This is a genomic window from Phenylobacterium sp., from assembly GCF_004297125.1.
In the GTDB taxonomy this organism is placed as follows: Bacteria; Pseudomonadota; Alphaproteobacteria; order Caulobacterales; family Caulobacteraceae; genus Phenylobacterium.
Window position 1 is genome coordinate 14,024 of record NZ_SCVD01000011.1, and the last position, 17,898, is coordinate 31,921.

Sequence of the window (17,898 nt, forward strand, 5' to 3'; positions counted from 1 at the left end):
TTAGAAGATACAGATATTGCGGCGCCGTCGTCGCGGGTGTTCACTGCGGTGAAACTAGGAACCTCGGTCATGACCATGGATGTCGTCGAACTCTCCAGGCTGCAGTTCGCCCTGACGGCCATGTACCACTTTCTCTTCGTGCCGCTGACGTTGGGCCTGTCGTTCCTGCTGGTCATCATGGAGAGCATCTATGTGATGACCGGCCGCCCGATCTGGCGGACCATCACCCGCTTCTGGGCGACCATCTTCGGCATCAACTTCGTCCTGGGGGTCGCGACCGGCCTTACCATGGAGTTCGAATTCGGGACCAACTGGTCCTACTACTCGCACTACGTGGGCGACATCTTCGGCGCGCCTCTGGCCATCGAGGGCCTGATGGCCTTCTTCCTGGAAGCCACCTTCGTTGGCCTGATGTTCTTCGGCTGGGAAAAGCTCTCCCGACAGGCGCACCTCTTCGTCACTTTCATGGTCGCGCTCGGGTCGAACCTGTCGGCTCTGTGGATACTGATCGCGAACGGCTGGATGCAGAATCCGGTCGGCGCGGCGTTCAATCCCGACACCATGCGCATGGAGGTGACCAGCTTCCGCGACGTGCTGTTCAACCCGGTGGCCCAGGCGAAGTTCGTTCATACGGTGAGCGCGGGGTACGTCACGGCCTCCGTCTTCGTGCTGGGGATCTCGGCGATCATGCTGCTTGGCGGCAAGTGGCCACGGGTGGCCAAGCGGTCCTTCGCCGTGGCCGCGTCCTTCGGCCTGGCCGCATCCCTCTCGGTCGTCGTGCTGGGCGACGAGAGCGGCTACGCCCTCACCGACAACCAGAAAATGAAGCTCGCGGCGCTGGAAGCCATGTGGGAGACCGAGCCCGCCCCCGCCGGACTGGCGGCCTTCGGCATCCCTAGCCTGGCCGACCGCAAGACCTACGCCGAGGTGAAGATCCCCTATGTGCTCGGGCTGATCGCCACCCGCAGCATCGACAAGCCGGTCTCCGGCATCTTCGAACTGGTGGCCGTCGCCGAGACCCGGGTCGAGAACGGGATCAAGGCCTATGACGCGCTGGAGCGCCTCAAGGCCTCGCCCCAGGACCTGGTGGCGCGCGCCGACTTCGAGCTCAGCCGCAAGGACCTGGGCTACGGCCTGCTGTTGAAGCGCTATGTCGCCGACCCGCGCACCGCCGACCGGGCGACCATCCAGAAGGCGGCCTGGGACACCGTGCCGAACGTGCCGGTGATGTTCTGGGTGTTCCGGATCATGGCCGGAATCGGTTTCCTGCAGATCGCAGTCTTCGCAGCGGCCTTCGTCCTGGTGACGCTCCGCCGGTGCGAGACCAAGTGGATCCTCTGGACCGCGGTCGCCATCATGCCGTTGCCGTGGATCGCGGCGGAAGCTGGCTGGGTCCTGGCCGAACTGGGGCGTCAGCCCTGGGCGGTGGAGGGCGTCCTGCCGACCTTCCTCGGAGTCTCCAGCCTGACCGTCGGCCAGCTCTGGACCACGATCATCGGCTTCACCTTGCTCTATGGGGCGCTGGCCGTCGTCGAGGTCGGCCTCATCGTTCGGACCGTCAAGCGCGGACCCTACGCTCATCACGACCAGCCCGACGGCGGCGCGGCGGCATCGATCCGTCTCGCCCCGGCCGAATAGGGACTCAGGACGATGCACATTCCCCTCGACTACGAGACACTGCGGGTCATCTGGTGGGGCCTGATGGGCGTGCTGCTGATCGGCTTCGCGCTCACCGACGGCTTCGACCTGGGGGTCGCCGCCCTGCTGCCCTTCGTCGCCCGCAACGACGGCGAGCGGCGGATGGTGATCAACACCATCGGCGCCACCTGGGAAGGCAACCAGGTGTGGTTCATCCTGGGCGGCGGGGCGATCTTTGCGGCCTGGCCGTTCGTCTACGCCGTCAGCTTCTCGGGCTTCTACCTGGCGATGTTCGCGGTGCTCGCGGCCCTCATCCTGCGGCCGGTCGGCTTCAAGTACCGCTCAAAGCGGCCCTCGAAGACGTGGCGGACGGCGTGGGACTGGGCCCTGTTCGTCGGCGGCTTCGTCCCGGCCCTGGTGTTCGGGGTGGCGGTGGGCAACGTCCTGCAGGGGATTCCCTTCCGGCTCGACGGCGATCTGCGCGCCACCTACACCGGAACCTTCCTCGGCCTGTTCACCCCCTTCACGCTGGTCTGCGGGCTGCTGTCGGTGGCCATGCTGGTGACCCATGGCGCGGCCTGGCTGACCATCAAGGCTGAACACGGGGCAGTGCGCGACCGGGCGCGGGCCATTGGCTCCGTCGCCGCGCTCGCGGCCATCGTCCTCTTCGCAGCCGGGTATGCGTTCGTGGCGTTCGGCGGTCTCGGCTTCCGCCTGGACGGCGCCGTCGATCCAGCCGGCCCGTCCAACCCGCTGCGCGCGGCCGCCGTGGCCGCCCCCGGGGGATGGCTCACCAACTTCGCCACCTATCCGTGGATGTGGATCGCGCCCGTCCTCGGCTTCGCGGGCGCGGCCCTGGCCCTGGTGGGCATCCGCGCGGGCCGCGAAGTCCCGGCCTTCGCCGGCTCTTCCCTGTCGGCGCTAGGGATCATCTCCACCGTGGGGCTCGCGATGTTCCCCTTCATCCTGCCCAGCAGCATCGACCCGAGGTCGAGCCTGACGGTCTGGAACGCGTCGTCCAGCCACATGACCCTGTTCGTCATGCTGGTGGTCACCGTGGTCTTCCTGCCGATCGTGCTGGCCTACACCGCCTGGGCTTACAAGGTGATGTTCGGCCGCTCCTCGGTCGGCGACCTGAACACCAACCCCGATCTCTACTGAGGAGTCCCGAGCATGTGGTATTTCACCTGGGTGCTTGGCCTGGGCCTGGCGGTCGCCTTCGGCATCCTCAACGGCATGTGGCACGAATTCCACCTCGTCGATTCCGGCGACGACGGTGAGGACGACGCGTAAGCCGAGCGCGCGGCTCTCCCTGCGTCTCGCGGCCTGAATGGCGACCGGCGAGGTTCAAGCCTGGCGGCGGCCGGCGCGGCCTTCGGTCCGGACCTCGCTGGCGCCATAGATGTCGCACAGGGTGTCGAGCACCCGCATCGCCGCCGGGTCGTCCAGCCGATAGTAGATGGTCTGCGCCTCCCGCCGGGTGCCGACCAGGCCCTCGGCCCGCATCTTGGCCAGATGCTGCGACGTGGTCGATTGGGCCATCTTGGCGTGGTCCGCGAGGGCCTTCACCGATGCCTCTCCCTCGACAAGCCGGCACAGCAGGAGCAGGCGCGGCTCGCTGGCCAACAGCTTCAACAGGCGCGCGGCGGCCTGAGCGCTGTCCCCCAGCTCGGAGAGTTCGCTGGGCGAGGGGCGGGCGACGAGTGCGGACGTCATCTGCTTAATGTAGAAGATGCGCATCAACGATCAAGGCGATGGTGGCCCGCTCGCTCGCCGACGATGCGATGGCGCTACGCCGGCTTGCCTCCGCGCTCAACGGCGGTTGTCGGCCCAGGTGGGCGGCTATCGTCCCTCAGGACGACATAGATCGCCGGGATCACCAGCACGGTCAGCAGGGTGGACGAGGCCAGACCGAACAGCAGCGAGATCGCCAGCCCCTGGAAGATCGGGTCGGTAAGGATCACCGCCGCGCCGATCATGGCGGCCGCGGCCGTCAGCACGATGGGCTTGAAGCGGATTGCGCCGGCCTCCAGCAGGACCTCGCGCAAGGGCCGCTCGCCGGTCTGGCTGTGGCGGATGAAGTCCACCAGCAGGATCGAGTTGCGCACGATGATCCCGGCCAGGGCGATGAAGCCGATCATCGAGGTGGCGGTGAAGGGCGCCCGGAACAGGATGTGGCCGACGACGATGCCCACAAGGGTCAGCGGGATCGGGGTCAGGATGACCAGCGGCAGGCGGAAGCTTTTGAACTGGGCGACCACCAGGACGTAGATGCCGAGGATCGCCACGCCGAACGCCGCGCCCATGTCGCGGAAGGTCACCCAGGTGATCTCCCACTCGCCGTCCCAGAGCACGGTGGGCCGGCTCTCGTCCGTGGGCTGGCCGTGCAGGCGGATGTCGGGCTTGGGGACGCCTGTCCAATCGCCCTCCTTCAGCGCCTTGTCGACCGCGAGCATGCCGTAGATCGGCGCCTCGTAGGCGCCGGCGAGCTCGCCCATCACCATGTCCAGGTCGCGTCCGTCGCGGCGGAAGATGTGGGTCGAGCCGGCTTCGGTCGACGCCGTGGCGACTTCGCCAAGTGACACCAGCCGTCCCCCGGCGGGGCCCTGCGACACCGCCACCGGCATGGCGGCGAGGCCTTCGCCCCAGCTGCGCGCCGATTGCGGCAGGCGCACGGAGATCTCAAGGGGATCGCGACCCTCGCCGCGGTGGGCGTAGCCGACGACCTGGCCGCCGAGGGCCGCGGCGATGGAGTCGTAGACGTCCCGGTCGCCGACCTTCAGCGCCTCAAGCCGGTCGCGGTCGGGGACCAGCCGCAGGCCTGGCCGGGGCTGGCCGTAGCTGTCGTCGATGTCGACGATGTAGGGCACGGAATGGAATGCGGCCTTCACGCGCGTGGCCACCGCGCGCCGCGTCGCCGCGTCGGGACCGTAGACCTCCGCCAGCAGGGTCGCCATCACCGGTGGTCCGGGCGGCGCCTCGACCACCTTGATCGCCGCGCCCGCGGGCAGGGCGACCTTGGCGAGCCTTCGGCGCAGGTCGAGGGCGATGGCGTGGCTGTTGCGGCGGCGCTCGCCCTTCTCGGCCAGGGTGACGGAGAGGTCGCCCATCTCCGGCTTGTTGCGAAGATAGTAGTGGCGCACGAGGCCGTTGAAATTGAACGGGGAGGCCGTCCCGGCATAGGCGTCCACGGCGACGACTTCCGGCAGGGCGCGGGCGATCGCCGCCGCGTCGCCGAGCGCGCGCTGGGTGGCCTCCAGGGACGTCCCTTCAGGCATGTCGACCACCACCTGCAACTCGGACTTGTTGTCGAAGGGCAGCAGTTTCACCGTCACCGTCTTGGTGGCGAACATGGCGCAGGCCAGAAGCGTCGCGACGCCGACGGCGATGAGGAAGGTCCAGGCCGACCGGCGGGTGGCGATCACGCGGCCCGCGACCTTTCGGTAGATCGCCTCGAGCCGGCCTTCGACATGGGATCCGTGTCCGGCCGCCAGCGTCTTGCGCGCGAAGCGCACCATCAGCCAGGGCGCGATCACCACGGCGACAAAGAACGAGAAGACCATGGCCGCCGAGGCGTTGACCGGAATCGGCGCCATGTAGGGGCCCATCAGGCCCGAGACGAACAGCATCGGCAGCAGGGCGGTGACGACAGTGAGCGTGGCCACCACGGTGGGGTTGCCGACCTCGGCCACGGCCTCGACGGCCGCGTCCACGCGGGTTCGCCCGTCCGCCATCGCCCAGTGGCGGGCGATGTTCTCGATCATGACGATGGCGTCGTCGACCAGGATGCCGATGGAGAAGATCAGGGCGAACAGGCTGACCCGATTGATGGTGTAGCCCAGCAGGTTCGAGGCGAAGAGGGTGAGCAGGATGGTGGTCGGGATCACCACGGCGGTGACCGCCGCCTCGCGCCAGCCGATGGCGAAGCCGATCAGGACGACGATCGACAGGGTGGCGAGCCCGAGGTGGAAGAGCAGCTCGTTGGCCTTCTCGTTCGCTGTGGCGCCATAGTCGCGCGTCACAGAGACGCTCAGGCTGTCCGGCAGAAGCGAGCCCTTCAGCGCCTCGACCCGGGCCAGGACGGCCTGGGAGACGACGACGGCGTTGGCGCCCTTGCGCTTGGCGATCGCCAGGCTGACGGCAGGGGCTTCACTCCAGCCCTGGGCGGTTCGGGCATAGCGCCAGGCGCGGGCCTGATCCTCGCGCGGGCCTTCGACCACCTGGGCGACGTCGCGGACATAGACGCTCTCGCCCTTGGCGGAGGGCAGGGCGAGCAGGCCGATCTCCGTCGCGTTGGCGAGGGTCCGCCCGGCCGTGACGTCGACGGCCTGGCCGCCGTTGCGCACCTGACCGGCCGGGAAGGCGCGGTTGGCCTGGCGGATGGTGTCCATGAGGGCTCCCAGCGACACCCCATGCTGGGCGAGCCTCGCCGGATCGGGCTCGACGCGGATCTCCTGCGGCCGGCCGCCGACGATGAAGGTCAGGCCCACGTCGTCGACCTTGGTCACTTCGTTGCGCAGCTTGCCGGCCAGTTCGTGGAGCGCCTGGTCGGTCCATTGCCCGGCGGCGCCGGGCTTTGGCGAGAGGGTCAGCACCAGGCTGGGCACGTCGTTGATGCCACGGGTCTGGATCAGCGGCTCGGGGATGCCCGCCGGAATCCGGTCGTAGTTCGCGCGGACCTTCTCGTGGATGCGCACCGCCGCGGCGTCCGGATCGGTCCCGACGTCGAAACGCGCGGTGACCATAACCTGGTTGTCGTCGGCGAAGGTGTAGACGTGCTCGACGCCCGAGACGCTCTTCACGATCGTCTCCAGGGGTTTGCCGACCAGCTCCACGGCGTCCGGCGCCCGCAAGCCGGGTGCGGAGACCATGATGTCGACCATGGGCACGCTGATCTGAGGTTCCTCCTCGCGGGGGATCGACATCAGGGCCAGCAGGCCCACGGCGATCGCCGCCAGCAGGAAGAGCGGCGTCAGCGGCGAGCGGATGGTCGCGCGCGTCAGGCGTCCGGAGAGGCCGAGGTTCATTTGCTCGGCCCGGCCGGGGTGAGGACATCGCCGGCCCGAAGCCCGGACAGTACCTCGATCGTGTCCGGCGTCGGGCCGGCCGTGGTCTGGATCGGGGTCTCGGACACAGTCCCGCCTTCGCGGACCAGGCGGGCGTAGTCGACGCCGAACCGCGTCACGGCATAGCGGCGTGGGATCACCAGCGCCCGCCGCTCGCCGACCTTGATCCTCGCACGCACCCGCTGGCCGATCAGGTCCTGCGGCAGATTGGGGGCGGTGACGTCGGCGGTGACCTGGCCGCCGGTCACCGACGGATAGACCTGGCTGATCGTTCCCTGGGTCGCGGCGCCCCGAAGGTCGTCGGCGGCGAGGGGGACGACATCGCCGACCCTGAGCGCGCGCGCCTGGCCTTCCGGCAGCTCGATACGCACCACCATCGGGCCGGCCGTGATCGTGGCGACGGTCTGGCCGGGCATGACCACGGAGCCCACCGGCACGTCGGCCACCAGCACGCGGCCGGCGGCCGGCGCCAGGATCGCCCCTTGGGCGCCGAGTTCGGCGCTGGCGCCGCGCTGGGCCCGCGCCGCATTGAGATTGGCGTTGGCCGCCTTGGCCTGGGCCTCGACCTGGTCCAGGCGCGCCTGGGCGTAGACGCCGTGGGAGAACAGGTCGCGCGTACGGGCGAGATCCGCCTGGGCCCGCGCGGCTTCCGCCGCGGCGGCGGCCACCTGGGCGTCGAAGGCGCCGGTCTGCAGGGTGAGGCGGTCGTCCTTCACCCGGGCGATCACCTGTCCCTGGCGCACCAGATCGCCTTCCTTGACGGAGAGAGCGACCAGCACGCCGGAGATGCGGGCGCGGGCCTCGGCCATGTCGCGGGTGGTCAGCGTCCCGGGCACAGGTTTCTCGTCGGCGACGGTTCGCGCTTGCACCGTCAGGCGCCCGGCCATCGGCGCCGTCTGGGCGACCGGGACGCTCGGTTTGGTGTCTCCGCAGGCGGCGACCAGCAAGGCTACGCCCAGCGCCGCGATGGTATGGAGCCTCAACGCCATGGCCTGCCCTCCCGTGCTTGTGATCCCGACCGAGGCTAGCCGGTGACCGTCGGCAGGCCGGCGGCCTTCCAGGCGGCGAGGCCGCCGGCGAGATGCGTCTCGATGGCCTGGTCGGCCCGGCGGCACTGGTCCACCGCCATGGCCGAGCGCTTGCCGCCGGCGCACTGCAGCACGATCGTCTTGCCGCCCGCCGCGGGGAGCGCGGCGGGGTCGAAGCTCGACAGCGGCACGTTCAGGGCGCCGGCGATCCGGTCGGCGGCGAACTCGGCGGGCTCGCGCACGTCGATCAGCAGGATTTCCTGGGCGTCGAGCGCGGCCTTCACCTGCTGCGGGGTGAGGTCCTTGGTCTTGGGGGCGCCGGTCATGTGGAGGCTCCTTTAGGGCTGCGCGCGGTCGGGGACCGCGCAGAAGAGGCGGGACAGGGTCTCGACCAGAGCGCGGGCCTGGCCGCTCTGCAGGCCGTAGTAGATGGTCTGGCCGTCACGACGGGCGGCGACCACGCCGTCCCGGCGCAGCAGGCCGAGGTGTTGCGACGCCAGGGTCTCACGCACGCCCAGCATCTGGGCGAGCGCACCTACCGACTGCTCGCCCTCGATCAGGCTGCAGACGATCATCAGCCGATGCGGGTTCGCCAGCGCCTTGAGCAGGGCGCACGCGTCGTCGGCCGAGGCTTTCATGGCGCGGACGTCTAATTTCATAGTTGCGTATATGCGTCTATATGAATATTTAGTCAATCATCGTGAGGTTCACCGTAGCCGCGCCGATGGCCCGGGGACCTGATCTGCATCAAGGCCAGCGGGCGAACACGGGCGGATGCTCGCGGTGAGCCGTCCTGGGCCATCGAGGAGACCGACTATGGCCAAGCCGCGCATTGTGATTCTGGGCGCAGGATTGGGCGGCGCGATCGCCGCCTTCGAGGTCAAGGACGCCGTCGGCGAGAAGGCCGAGGTGAGGGTCGTGTCGCAGGGCGACACCTTCCACTTCGTCCCGTCAAACCCCTGGGTCGCGGTCCATTGGCGCAAGCGCGGCGCCATCGAAGTCAAGCTGCCGCCGGTGTTCAAGAAGCGCGGCATCGGCTTCACCGGGGTCGGCGCCAAACACGTCTCGCCGGCTCAGAACCAGCTGGAGCTGAACGACGGGACAGTCGTCGACTACGACTACCTGATCATCGCCACCGGCCCGGACCTGGCCTTCGACGAGATCGCAGGGCTGGGGCCGCACGGGGGGTTCACCCAGTCGGTCTGCCACGTAGACCATGCCGAGGCCGCCGCCGCCGCCTTCGACCGATTTGTCGAGAACCCGGGCCCGATCGTCGTCGGCGCGGTCCAGGGCGCCTCGTGTTTCGGCCCGGCCTACGAGTTCGCGATGATCCTCGACACCGAACTGAAGCGCCGCAAGATCCGCGACAAGGTCCCGATGACCTTCGTCACCTCGGAACCCTACGTGGGCCACCTGGGCCTCGACGGGGTCGGCGACACCAAGGGACTGCTCGAAAGCGAGATGCGCGAGCGCCACATCAAGTGGATCACCAACGCCAAGGTGACCGCCGTCGAGGCGGGCCTGATGCATGTCGACGAGATCTCCGACGACGGCTCGGTCAAGCAGACCCACGACCTGCCCTTCGCCTATTCGATGATGCTGCCGGCTTTCCGCGGCGTCGCCGCGGTGCGCGGCGTCGAAGGGCTGACCAACCCGCGCGGCTTCGTCGTCATCGACAAGCACCAGCGCAATCCGACCTTCCCCAATGTCTTCGGCCTCGGCGTCTGCGTGGCCATCGCGCCGACCGGCAAGACCCCGGTGCCGGTGGGCGTGCCGAAGACCGGCTTCATGATCGAGAGCATGGTCACCGCCATCGCCCACAATATCGCCCAGCTCGTCGACGGCCAGCCCACAACCCACGAAGCCACCTGGAACGCCTTCTGCCTGGCCGACTTCGGCGACGGCGGCGTGGCCTTCGTCGCCCAGCCGCAGATCCCGCCGCGCAACGTCAACTGGTCGGCCAGCGGCAAGTGGGTCCACCTCGCGAAGGTGGCCTTCGAGAAATACTTCCTGGCCAAGATCCGGCGGGGCGAGAGCGAGCCCTTCTACGAGAAGCTGGCCCTGGAGGTGATGGGGCTGCGGAAGATCAAGGGCTGAGCCATGCGCCAGTTCGCCTGCCCCGCCTGTGGCGCGGCCAATCGCACGCCGGCCGGCAAGGACCCGCTGTCGGCGAAATGGAACGGCCGGCTCGTGGCTCGAACGGCGGGCCTGACGAACACCGCTCAGATCGTCGCCTGGACGCGCCAGGCCCTCGCCCAGGCGTCGTCCGGGGCGGCTTCAGGAGATCAATCATGACCCTCGACCGTATGGTCTTCGTCTTCGCCGGCTTCGTGGTCCTGCTCAGCGTCGCCCTCGCGCAGCTCGTGAATCCCTGGTGGATCGCGTTGGCGGTCTTCGCCGGCCTCAATATGATCCAGGCGGCGTTCACCGGTTTCTGTCCGGCTGCGATGATCTTCAAGAAGCTGGGATTCAAACCCGGGGCCGCCTTCCGGTGATTCGGGTGCGGGCCATCGTCGCCCTCAGCCTGGCGGCCTGCCTCGTCGCACCGCAGGTCGCGGCGGCGCTGTCGCTGCCGGAAGCGATCGTACTCGCTCAGCGCGGCAACCCCGGCCTCGCACAGGTCAGGGCGCTGGCGGACGCCGCCGAGGCGCGACTGGTCCAGGCGAGGTCCGGACGCCTCCCCAGTGTCACCCTCTCCGCCGACGCCGGACAGGGAACCACCGACCTGGGCGGCTTCTTCGGCTTCGGTAGAGTTGATGTTTCGCCGCGAGGCGCCGCCCTGGAGCTGCGCCAACCGATCTTCACCGGCGGCGCCGTCAGCGCCGCGGTTGTCCGCGCCAGGGAGGCGCGGGACGCGGCCATGGCCCAGGCGGGCGGCGTCCGCTCGCTGCTGACGGCCCAGGCCGCCGAGGTCTACGCAGCGGTCCTCGGCGCCGATGAGATCCTGCGGCTCCACGAGGCGCAGGTGCGCCAGACCAGCGAGATCGAGCGCCAGGCCGGCCTTCGCTTCAAGGGTGGCGAGGTCGCCAGGACCGATGTGGCCCAGGCCCAGGCGCGCCTGGCGCAGGCCCAGGCGGACCTGGCGCGGGCGCGCGGCGACGCGGCCAGGGCGAGGGCGCGGTTCCAGTCCGTCGTGGGCGCAGCGGCGGAGGGGCTTGAGCCCCTGCCGCTCCCGCCGCCCACGCCCACCTCGCTCAACGAGGCTCTGGCCAGCGCGGAGCGAGCCAGCCCGACCTTGCTGGCCGCGCAGGCTGCGGCGCGCGCGGCCGAGGCCGGCGTCCGTTACGCCCGGGCGGAGCGGCTGCCGAACCTGGCGCTCGCCGCGACGGCCAGCACCACGCGAGACAAGTTCTTCCCGGGCTACAGGGCCGATGACGTCACGGTGGGCGTGAAGGGGCGCTGGACCCTGTTCGCCGGCGGCGCGATCGAGGCCCGGGTCGGTGAGGCGCGCGCCGGCGCGCGCGAAGCGCAGGCCGCCCTGGCGGCCGCCCGCGCCCAGGTCCGCGAGACCGTCATCGGCGCCTGGGAAGATGTCCAGACGTCGCGCGCCCTGGTCGCGGCCGCCGACGACCAGGCGACGGCGGCGGCCAGCGCGCTCGACAGCGTGCGCAACGAAGTCCGCGTCGGCCAGAAGCCCACGCTCGACCTCCTCGACGCCGAGCGCGAGGCGCTGGCGGCGCAGAGCGCCGTGGTTTCGACCCGGGGCGGCGCCGTCGCGGCCGCCTATCGCCTGAACGCGCTCCTCCACGTCGAATAGCCCGGCCGACCCGCTGCGGACCCTCGCGAACCCGCATCGGCTGCGGATCACGGGCGCGCTCAGCTTCTAAGGGGGCTTCGAATTCCCTCAGGCCACCGCGTCGGCGACACGCCGGCGGATTGTTCCTTCCAGGACAACCGCGGCGGCGACGGTGTTCGAGATCGTCCCGTACTTGCGGACGTTGCGGTGCAGGAGTTCCAAGCGCCCATCGCTCTCGTCGGTGTCGACGATCAACTCGTAGTCCACGCGCAGGATGAGCGGTGGCGAATCCTGGCGCGCCGCCCTGAGCCGGACCTCCACACCGCGAAGCTCGAACTTCAGGAGCGGCGTGACCCGCTCGATGCCCTTGATCATGCAGGCGGCGATCGCGGCGAGGAACAGTTCGACCGGGTTGAACGCATCCCGACGGCCAGTGACGTCCGTGTCCATGACAAGAGCCGCATCCTTCGATCGCGCGAGGCTTCCATGCGCATCGACGCGTTCCGCTGTGACCCGATATTCCATGATCGGCCTCCGGGACGGGAACCGTCCGCCCGCCAGGATGATCGCCCGGAGCAGCGGGGGCCTTGATCATGGACAAACGGCCCGGGTCCGACCCATCCGAACCAAAGCTGGTCCTCACCTAGCCGGGCGTCGGCTGTCGATCTATCGCCGACGAGCCGGAGGTGTGAGGCTGGCGACCAGGTAGGCGCCCACCAGCTCGACGTAGCGCCCCGGATTGTCGGGCCTGGCGTCGCGGCGATCGAGACCGCCAACGCCGATCACCACCTCCGGCGCACCGTCGCGGCAGATCGGCCAGAAATCGAACGTGGACGTGTCGAACGGATAGGCGTCGCCGTGGAGCGGCTTGCGGTTCTCCGCCGCCCATTGCGCGGCCTCCAGGTCGACAGGCGACGGGGCGGCCCGGCCTCCGAGGCCCGCGACCTCCAGGCGGCCTTCCTGGCGGACCAACACCGCCGCCGGCGCCTGAAAGATGCGTGAGAGCGCCGTCGCGGCCGCGAGGCTCACGTCGGCGGCCGGCGCGGATTGAACCACCAGATGCGCCAGGCCGTGGAGCGCGTCCGCGCGCTCCGCCGCCGTCTTCGCGTCGATTGCGCGGCGGCGAGACTGCGCCGCCACGGTGCTGACGATTCCGGCGATCACAAGGAGGAGGGTGGCCGCCCAAACATCGGACGAACCTGCGATCCGCAGCGAATAGTAGGGGACGGTGAAGAAGAAGTCGAAGGCCAGGACGCCCAACACCGCCGCCGCCAGGGCAGGTCCCCACCCGAACGCCGCCGCCGCGACTACCACGGGAAGCACGAAGATCAGCGTGACATTGGGGGCCGATATCAGGTTGTCGGCCAGAAAGGCCAGCAGCGTCGCCGCTCCAACCAGGGCAAGCGCGATGGCATAGCCGGCCCAATGCCTAGGTCGCGCGGCCGCGGGCGCTCCCGGACCGGAGACGATCGGATCGACCTCGGCAAGGCGTCCAGACATGACTTGCTCCCAAGCTTGCGGGCGGCGGCGGCCAACACGCCGCGTCAGGATACCGCCTGAGAGCATAAGGGATCGATGTGGAAGTCGAGAGCCTCGCCGGGCTGAAACGCTTGGTGTGATCGTTGCGCAGGCCCGGGGCCGCCGTCGCGAGATGGGCTGCCGGGCGCGCTGCAGATCGCAGGGCAGGTCCGGGTCGACCTGCGACGCCATGTCGCCGACGCGCTGGCCCAACGCAAAACGCCCGGCGGTGAGGCCGGGCGTTTCGCGATTCGGCGTCCGGTGGACGCGACCTAGGCCGCGGCGGCCTGGACCTTCACCAGCGACTTGTTCAGCATGGCGATGGCCGCGTCGCGGTCGATGCGCTCGATGGCGGCGACTTCGCGGGCCATGCGGTCCAGGGCGCTCTCGTAGAGCTGGCGCTCGGAGTACGACTGTTCCGGCTGGTTCTCGGCGCGGTGCAGGTCGCGCACGACCTCGGCGATCGAGATCAGGTCGCCGGAGTTGATCTTGGCTTCGTATTCCTGCGCGCGTCGCGACCACATGGTGCGCTTCACGCGGGCGCGGCCCTTCAGGGTCGTGAGCGCCTTCGACACCACGCCGGTCTCGGCCAGCGAGCGCAGGCCGGCGGTCTTCGCCTTGGCCGTGGGAACGCGCAGCGTCATCTTCTCGTGGTCGAAGGTGATGACATAGACCTCAAGCTTCAGACCGGCGACTTCCTGGGTTTCGATCCCTTGCACCTGGCCGACCCCGTGGGCCGGGTAGACGACGTGATCGCCAACCGAGAATTCGTGACCGCTCTTGCTCATCGAGATACCTCTCTATCCGCCCGCGTCGCCGCGGCGCTCTCGTCACGCCTCTGAAAAAGCGAAATAGCCACCTCTTCCGCGGGAAGGATCGCGGCGGCTCATCACCCTGGAATCGGAAGCGGACCTCTTAAGACAACCCTTCGCCCGTACCGACGAATATGCCGGCCGGCTGTTCTTGCTAAAGACCGACGCGGGCGAAGCCATCGTGTCGTGTCGCAAGGACATTAACACAAAAACCAGCCGAATGAAAGGGTTGCGCCGGCCCCGCGCGAGGGGCGCCTAGGCCGTGTTCAGGACCCGCGGCCGGGCTTCTCGGAGAAGTATTTCTCCAACTTGCCCGTTTCGCGCTCGAAAGCTTCCGCATCGGCCGGCGGTTCGCCCTTGACCGTGATGTTTGGCCACACCCGCGAGTATTCGGAGTTGATCCGCAGCCACTTGCCGTCCGGATCGTCTTCGGTGTCGGGCTTGATGGCGTCCACCGGGCACTCCGGCTCGCAGACGCCGCAGTCGATGCACTCGTCCGGATTGATCGCCAGGAAGTTCTCGCCCTCGTAGAAGCAGTCCACCGGGCACACCTCCACGCAGTCCATAAACTTACATTTGATGCAGGGATCCATCACGATGTAGGTCATGGCGGGCGCTTGAGACTCCGGCGGCGTTCCCGAGTTCGGGGCGCGCGGTTTTTCACGGCCGGACGGCCTCTTGTCAATGCAAGCGCCGCTCAGGATTTCTGCAAGGCCGGATAGGGGCTAGCCGAAGACCTCCTTGAGGTCGCGTGCGCCGGGCGCCGGACCGAAGCGGTTCTCGTGCGGATCGCCGGGGATCGAGCCCAGCCAGATCGTCCAAACCAGGCTGATCAGGACGATGAACGGCGCCGTCTGTTCCGGCGAGGCGACCGGCGTCAGGGCGAGCATCAGCGCCAGCGGGCCGAGGACGATCGCCAGAGACCACCAGCCGCTACGGTCGAAGTCGTGCAGGCGACGCACCATCAGGAAGATCATCGGCCCCACCGTCGCCGAGCCGAGCTTGTAGCCCAGGAGCGAGACGACCAACCCCACCAGGAACAGGCCGCCCAGGACACTCCAATAGGTCTTGCGGTCATAGCGTCCGCGGAGCGCCGCCCCCAAATCCATCCGCCGGGGCCGAGGAGCCTCAAGCGATTGATCCGTCATGGGAAACTCCGACGCTCCGACAGGCCCCCATGACGCCCGTCAGTCCTTAACATCGGGTGGCTGGACTTGGTGAATGCAACCACCGGATGATTTTTGGTCTGCCGCTCAGGTCCCCGCCAGGGGGGAGTAGAGGCTTCGCGCCTCGTCGGCCGGCCCGCGCCGGTCACCCATGGCCTCGACAGTCACCGCGACCAGCCGCCCGCCCAGGGCGAAGACCAGCCGATCGCCGACCTTGATGGGCCGGGCGGGCTTGTCCAGGCGGTGCTCCTCCTGGCCGGCGCGGGTGAGGCGAACTCGACCTTCCTCCACGAATTTCGCGGCCATCGACCGGGTCTTGAAGAAGCGCGCCCGCCAGAGCCAGACGTCGGCGCGGCAGGCCGCCACCTCGTTAGGACGACCCTCGATCACGCGCCCGAGGCCTTCTTCCTCCGGCGGCGGGGGCGGCGGGCCGGGGCGGGCTTGTCCTTCAGGGCGGCCAGGGCGGCGAAGGGCGAGTGCGGGCGCGGCGGGGCGGCGCGCTCCGGCTTGCGCTCGGCGCGGCGGCGCCAGGCGATGGGCTCGCCGGCCTTCGGGCGGTTCACGGGGGCGAAGCCCACAGCGCGCAGGATCGTCTGGCTGTCGTGGGCGCTCCAGCCCAGCGCCTCGCGCGCCGCGTCGGACAGGACCACCCCGCCGTTCTGGATCGGCGCCGCGCGCAGCAACTCGTCCAACCGCTCCAACTGCTCGACGGGCACGCCCAGGCCGTGGACCGCCCGCAGGCCATTGGCCGCGAGCGCGCGCGGCGAGGGCGGCGGGTCGGGCAGGGCAGCGACGCCGGCCACGGGCCTCCAACCGCTCGCCTCGCGCTGCACCATGGCCTGGGCGAGCGCCCGGGCCTCAGGCCGCAGGAGCGCGGGCATGTAGAGCGAGAAAGCCCCGATGCGGACGCCCAGGCCGCGCAGCATCCGCCGCTCCACCTGGCTGAGCGCGCGGGCGTCGGCCTGGACCTCGGCGCGGTCCAGCACCCCGCCGGCTTCGATGAGCCGGTAGGCCAGGCCACGCGCCAGGCCGCGGATCTTGCCGTCCGCCACCGCGGCCTCGAGCCTGCGCAGGGCGGCCAGCCGGCGACCGGCCTCGGCCGCCACGAAAGCCTCCAGCCGCTGCGCCGCCCGCTGGCGCGCCGCGTCGTGGCCCAGCTCGCCCAGCAGCCGCACCCGCGGCTGGAACGGCTGGCCGCCGGTGATCACGCCGACCAGGACGCCGTCCCAGAGCAGGGCGCCGTCCTCGCCAAGTGCGAAGGCCTCGTCGGGGGCGGCGGCGAGCTGCCCCAGACGCCGGCCGATCTCCGGGCCCACCGCATGCTGGGCGGCGGCCCGCAACGCCTTCTCCTCCAGCACCGTCCCGCCCTGCGCGGGCTCGAACGCCACGCCGGACAGCCGGCCGACGTAGTGGCCCTCGACAGTGACGCTGCCGTCCGCCGCCACGCCCGCCAGCATCTCCTCGCGGACCCTGAGGCCGCGCATCAGGGCGCTGGTCCGCCGGTCCACGAACCGGGCCATCAGCTTCTCGTGCAGGGTGTCGGAGAGGCGATCCTCCAGCGCGCGGGTCTGCTGGCGCCACGCCCCGGGATCGGCCAGCCAGTCGGGCCGGTTGGCCACGTAGGCCAGGGTGCGGACGCTGGCCAGCCGCGCCGCCAGGGTGTCGATCTCGCCGTCGGTGAGGTTGAGCTGTTCGTACTGCCGCGCGATCCAGTCGTCGCCGATCCGCCGCCGCCGCTCGGTCAGCGCCAGGAAGAAGGCCTTCACCAGGCCCACGTGCTCCTCGCGGGGGGCCTTGCGGAAGTCGGGGGTCTGGCAGACGTCCCACAGGCGCTGCAGGTTGGTCTTGTCCCGGGTTCGGGTCTGCACGACCTCGTCCTCGGCCAGCGACTTCAGCGTGGTCTCGTCCAGCGCCTCGGTGGCCAGCTTCAGTCCTTCGCGCTCGGGAAGCTTCGCCAAGCTCTTCAGCAACGCGGGCAGCGAGCCGAAGTCCAGCTTGGCGTTCCGCCACTCCGCCCCGGCCACCGGCTCGAAGCTGTGGTGCTCCACGGCCTCGACCAGGTCGGGGTCCATGTCCTCGGCCTCGCCGGTGACGCCGAAGGTCCCGTTCGTCTGGTAGCGGCCGGCCCGCCCGGCGATCTGGCCGATCTCCTGCGGGTGCAGGAACCGCGTCCGCTTGCCGTCGAACTTGCGCAAGCCGGCGAAGGCCACGTGGTCGACGTCCATGTTCAGGCCCATGCCTATGGCGTCGGTGGCCACCAGGAAGTCCACCTCGCCCGACTGGTAGAGCGCCACCTGGGCGTTGCGGGTGCGGGGGCTGAGGCTGCCCATCACCACGGCCGCGCCGCCGCGCTGGCGGCGGATCAGCTCGGCGATGGCGTAGACCTGCTCGGCGCTGAAGGCCACGACCGCCGAGCGACGGGGCAGGCGGGTCAGCTTCTTCGGGCCGGCGTAGGTCAGGTCCGAAAACCGCTCCCGCGTCACGATCTCGGCGTGCGGCAGCAGGCGGCGCACCAGCGGCGCCATGGTCCCGGCGCCCAGCAGCATGGTCTCGGCCTTGCCCCGCGCATGCAGCAGGCGGTGGGTGAAGACGTGGCCCCGCTCGGGGTCGGCGCAGAGCTGGATCTCGTCGACGGCCAGGAACTCCACCTCCACGGACAGCGGCATCGCCTCGACGGTGCAGACGTAATACTGCGGCCGGGGCGGGACGATCTTCTCCTCGCCGGTGATCAGCGCCACGCAGCGTGGGCCTCGCGCCTTGACGATCCGGTCATAGATCTCGCGGGCCAGCAGCCGCAGCGGCAGGCCGATCATGCCGGAGGCGTGCCCCAGCATGCGCTCCACCGCCAGGTGGGTCTTGCCGGTGTTCGTGGGACCCAGCACCGCCACCAACCGGGACGGGGCCGCGCCCGAAGGGCGGTCGCTCATGAAACCA

At 69.7% G+C, this 17,898-nt stretch carries 19 protein-coding genes; 7 read left to right on the forward strand and 12 right to left on the reverse strand.

Annotation, left to right across the window (positions count from 1 at the left end; translation table 11 throughout):
• The first annotated feature begins 69 nt into the window (after positions 1–69).
• Genes EPO51_RS05175 through cydX form a run of 3 tightly spaced genes read left to right on the forward strand, consistent with a single transcriptional unit; the run spans position 70 to position 2,931 of the window.
• Positions 70–1,638 carry a cytochrome ubiquinol oxidase subunit I gene (locus EPO51_RS05175; protein WP_293346819.1) on the forward strand — a complete coding sequence of 523 codons (1,569 nt, stop codon included), beginning with the start codon at positions 70–72 and terminating at the stop codon, positions 1,636–1,638.
• 12 nt (positions 1,639–1,650) lie between these two features.
• Positions 1,651–2,799 (forward strand): cytochrome d ubiquinol oxidase subunit II, encoded by a 1,149-nt coding sequence (cydB, locus tag EPO51_RS05180; protein ID WP_293346822.1) that lies wholly within the window; start codon positions 1,651–1,653, stop codon positions 2,797–2,799.
• 12 nt (positions 2,800–2,811) lie between these two features.
• A complete protein-coding gene (gene cydX / locus EPO51_RS05185) occupies positions 2,812–2,931 on the forward strand; it encodes a cytochrome bd-I oxidase subunit CydX (protein WP_293346825.1) in 120 nt (39 codons plus the stop codon).
• 54 nt (positions 2,932–2,985) lie between these two features.
• Here cydX and EPO51_RS05190 read toward each other — a convergent pair whose 3' ends face one another.
• From EPO51_RS05190 to EPO51_RS05210, 5 genes are read right to left on the reverse strand one after another with little or no spacing between them, the layout of a single operon-like run.
• Positions 2,986–3,378 (reverse strand): ArsR/SmtB family transcription factor, encoded by a 393-nt coding sequence (locus EPO51_RS05190; RefSeq protein ID WP_293346828.1) that lies wholly within the window; start codon positions 3,376–3,378, stop codon positions 2,986–2,988.
• A 50-nt stretch (positions 3,379–3,428) separates the two neighbouring features.
• Positions 3,429–6,665 (reverse strand): efflux RND transporter permease subunit, encoded by a 3,237-nt coding sequence (locus EPO51_RS05195; protein WP_293346831.1) that lies wholly within the window; start codon positions 6,663–6,665, stop codon positions 3,429–3,431.
• Entirely contained in the window at positions 6,662–7,693 is a 1,032-nt protein-coding gene (locus EPO51_RS05200; protein WP_293346834.1) for an efflux RND transporter periplasmic adaptor subunit, read from the reverse strand. Before EPO51_RS05200 ends, EPO51_RS05195 begins: the two co-directional genes overlap by 4 nt.
• A gap of 35 nt (positions 7,694–7,728) precedes the next feature.
• Positions 7,729–8,058 (reverse strand): rhodanese-like domain-containing protein, encoded by a 330-nt coding sequence (locus EPO51_RS05205; RefSeq protein WP_293346837.1) that lies wholly within the window; start codon positions 8,056–8,058, stop codon positions 7,729–7,731.
• A gap of 12 nt (positions 8,059–8,070) precedes the next feature.
• Positions 8,071–8,370 carry an ArsR/SmtB family transcription factor gene (locus tag EPO51_RS05210; RefSeq protein WP_293346839.1) on the reverse strand — a complete coding sequence of 100 codons (300 nt, stop codon included), beginning with the start codon at positions 8,368–8,370 and terminating at the stop codon, positions 8,071–8,073.
• Positions 8,371–8,548: 178 nt separating this feature from the next.
• Between EPO51_RS05210 and EPO51_RS05215 the strand changes: the two genes are divergently transcribed.
• Genes EPO51_RS05215 through EPO51_RS05230 form a run of 4 tightly spaced genes read left to right on the forward strand, consistent with a single transcriptional unit; the run spans position 8,549 to position 11,489 of the window.
• Positions 8,549–9,829, forward strand: a complete 1,281-nt coding sequence (locus EPO51_RS05215; RefSeq protein ID WP_293346842.1) for an NAD(P)/FAD-dependent oxidoreductase — start codon at positions 8,549–8,551, stop codon at positions 9,827–9,829.
• A 3-nt stretch (positions 9,830–9,832) separates the two neighbouring features.
• Positions 9,833–10,027, forward strand: a complete 195-nt coding sequence (locus EPO51_RS05220; RefSeq protein ID WP_293346845.1) for a hypothetical protein — start codon at positions 9,833–9,835, stop codon at positions 10,025–10,027.
• Complete coding sequence (locus tag EPO51_RS05225; RefSeq protein ID WP_293346847.1) at positions 10,024–10,227, forward strand: YgaP family membrane protein; 204 nt, start codon at positions 10,024–10,026, stop codon at positions 10,225–10,227. Before EPO51_RS05220 ends, EPO51_RS05225 begins: the two co-directional genes overlap by 4 nt.
• Positions 10,228–10,232: 5 nt before the next feature.
• Positions 10,233–11,489: a TolC family outer membrane protein gene (locus EPO51_RS05230; protein ID WP_293346850.1), complete on the forward strand. Its 1,257-nt coding sequence runs from the start codon at positions 10,233–10,235 to the stop codon at positions 11,487–11,489.
• 87 nt (positions 11,490–11,576) lie between these two features.
• Here the strand turns inward: EPO51_RS05230 and EPO51_RS05235 are convergent, their stop codons facing one another.
• From EPO51_RS05235 to EPO51_RS05265, 7 genes are all read right to left on the reverse strand, one after another.
• Entirely contained in the window at positions 11,577–11,918 is a 342-nt protein-coding gene (locus EPO51_RS05235) for an OsmC family protein (protein WP_293346853.1), read from the reverse strand.
• A gap of 216 nt (positions 11,919–12,134) precedes the next feature.
• Positions 12,135–12,968 (reverse strand): DUF4118 domain-containing protein, encoded by an 834-nt coding sequence (locus EPO51_RS05240; protein ID WP_293346856.1) that lies wholly within the window; start codon positions 12,966–12,968, stop codon positions 12,135–12,137.
• A 290-nt stretch (positions 12,969–13,258) separates the two neighbouring features.
• Positions 13,259–13,774: a CarD family transcriptional regulator gene (locus EPO51_RS05245; RefSeq protein WP_293346859.1), complete on the reverse strand. Its 516-nt coding sequence runs from the start codon at positions 13,772–13,774 to the stop codon at positions 13,259–13,261.
• A gap of 290 nt (positions 13,775–14,064) precedes the next feature.
• Positions 14,065–14,406 (reverse strand): ferredoxin FdxA, encoded by a 342-nt coding sequence (gene fdxA / locus EPO51_RS05250; protein WP_293346862.1) that lies wholly within the window; start codon positions 14,404–14,406, stop codon positions 14,065–14,067.
• Positions 14,407–14,523: 117 nt separating this feature from the next.
• Complete coding sequence (locus tag EPO51_RS05255) at positions 14,524–14,946, reverse strand: DUF805 domain-containing protein (protein ID WP_293346865.1); 423 nt, start codon at positions 14,944–14,946, stop codon at positions 14,524–14,526.
• 105 nt (positions 14,947–15,051) lie between these two features.
• A complete protein-coding gene (locus EPO51_RS05260) occupies positions 15,052–15,354 on the reverse strand; it encodes an RNA-binding S4 domain-containing protein (RefSeq protein ID WP_293346868.1) in 303 nt (100 codons plus the stop codon).
• Complete coding sequence (locus EPO51_RS05265) at positions 15,351–17,891, reverse strand: helicase-related protein (protein ID WP_293346871.1); 2,541 nt, start codon at positions 17,889–17,891, stop codon at positions 15,351–15,353. The genes EPO51_RS05260 and EPO51_RS05265 overlap by 4 nt, the downstream gene beginning before the upstream one ends.
• Positions 17,892–17,898 lie beyond the last annotated feature (7 nt).